General features: G+C 38.0%; 1 protein-coding gene. It reads left to right on the top strand.

Annotated features, from left to right (window positions below):
* Positions 1–2,035, top strand: a 2,035-nt coding sequence (locus AC06OU_RS06325) for a DEAD/DEAH box helicase (protein WP_475854713.1), incomplete at its 5' end; no start/stop codon positions are given.
* Between the last annotated feature and the right edge of the window lie 335 nt (positions 2,036–2,370).

Below are 2,370 nucleotides of genomic sequence, written 5' to 3' on the forward strand. Positions count from 1 at the left end.
AGAATGGAATCTTTACGCCCCTGCCGTAGTAAGTGGAACCGTTTTTGAGGAAGCAACAAATGAGTTTATGAAGCTTTTTTATTCAGCCTCAACCATTCCCTTAAACACAGAAACTTTATCAGGCTACCAAGAGGCCTATAACAAAATGAACAAGGATTTAGCGATTAGTAATACCTGGTCAGCAAATGAGGAACAGGAGATCATGTTCGGTACAGTTAATGGAGAGTCGATGGTTATTGATCCCAAAGAAGAATACACGACTGGGCCAAGTAAGCTTACTCCTCGCCCAGCTCAGATATTGGCACTGCAAGCGCTAAAGAAAACAATAGAAGATGATTATGACAAGGCTCTTGTCGTTCTAGCTACTGGTTTAGGCAAGACCTATTTGGCTGCTTTTTTCGCAGAGCAATTCAAACGGGTACTTTTCATTGCACATCGTGAGGAAATATTGAACCAAGCAAAAAACTCTTTTCTACATGTCCACCCTAGCCAGTCAGCTGGCATGTACAACGCAGTTGAAAAGAATGTACATGCAGATTTTATTTTTGCTTCTATTCATACGCTTTCCCAGCAGTATCACCTCGATCAATTTAACCCAAATGATTTTGATTTAGTCGTTGTCGATGAATTTCATCACGCAGCTGCTCCAAGCTATGAGCGGGTTATCAATTATTTTAATCCCAAGTTTTTATTAGGTATCACAGCTACTCCAGACCGACTAGATAATAAGGATGTATACAGTATTTGTGATGGAAATGTAGCCATTCGCATTCCATTTATTGATGCTATAGAGCAGGACTGGTTAGCTCCCTTCCATTATTATGGGGTCTATGACGAAACGGACTATACGCAAATTAGGTGGCTAGGAAATAGATACGATGAGGACGAATTAGCTCGCTTTCAATTACGTGAAGAAATGGCTAAGAAAATATTAGAGGCCTGGAAGCTCCGTAAACAAAGTAAAACGATTGGATTTTGTTCTTCTGTGAGACAAGCTAATTTCTTAAGCAATTATTTTTCTGAAGCAGGATATAATTCAGTTACCTTAAGCGGTGCTACTCCTCGAGAGGAACGTAGAAATGCGAGGAAAGAACTGGAGAATGGATTATTAGATATCATCTTTACCGTAGACTTATTTAATGAGGGAGTGGATATCCCCACAGTTGATACTCTTCTTTTTATTCGTCCCACTGAATCTGTTGCAGTATTCACGCAACAGATTGGTAGAGGCTTGCGTCTTGCTGACGGAAAAACGCATTGTGTCATTATTGATTTAATAGGAAATTATAGGAATGCAGACACGAAGCTGTCTATCTTTTCAGCAGAGCAAATGGATAAACCAAACTTGTATACAATACAAGCTGCTATACCTGAATATTGCTCTATCGAATTAGAAACGGAGATCATTGACCTTATTAAAGAAATGGAGAAAAAAGCTGCTAGCCACAAGCAACGAATGATTTATGAATACTTTCGCTTAAAAGAGGAGCTAGGCACTCGTCCCTCATACTTAGACTACCATTTGAAATCCGGCATTATAACAACTAATGTAAAAAGTGAATTTGCCTCCTATGTAGGTCTGCTAAAGGATGCAGAGGAATTAACCGAGCAAGAACTAGAGGCATATGACCTTTACAAGGATTGGCTAGAGGAAGTAGAAAAGACTGCTATGACCAAGAGCTATAAGATGGTCCTCTTAAGCTACATGTTATCCCGTGGGGTAAATCACTGGTTTGAGCCAGTCACTGCAGAGGCAGCTGCCCCCTACTTCGTTGATTATCTAACCACTAAGGAGTATAGAAGAAAAATCGATTCCATTGTACCAGACCTGAAAAAAGCAGCTTCCTTAATTGGTCGCATGCCTATGACCAAATGGAGCAATTCTTCAAAAGGGAAAATTCGATATGTAGATGGAAAATTTGGTTTAAACTTTGATGTAAGTCACTATGTCAATGAGATCATATTTAATTGGACAAAGGAGATTTGTGAATATCGGTTACATTGGTATTTTGAAAAGAAAGCAGAGAGAATTTAGAGGAAGTCCCTATCCAATTAGATTTTCAAATAAAAATGCATATTTAGAACAAAGAAACCTTGAAAAGCTTTGGCTGATCAAGGTTTTATTTTATAAGCTCTAAACTTGAAAACTCTTTATCTCAAAATATATGGAAGAAAAAGGAGGATTGATTATGATGGTATTTGACCATAATCACCTGCTAGTTGTTTCTTTGTATGTTCTCATTTAAACTACTTTTCAGCTTTTCCCAATAAACTCTTATAGCATGCAATTATTTAAGCTCATTAATAATTCCATTTACCCCGTGTACAACTATACTACTAAGTACGTCAGTATAATTATTGTAGTCATCT

This window comes from Psychrobacillus sp. (assembly GCF_056205495.1).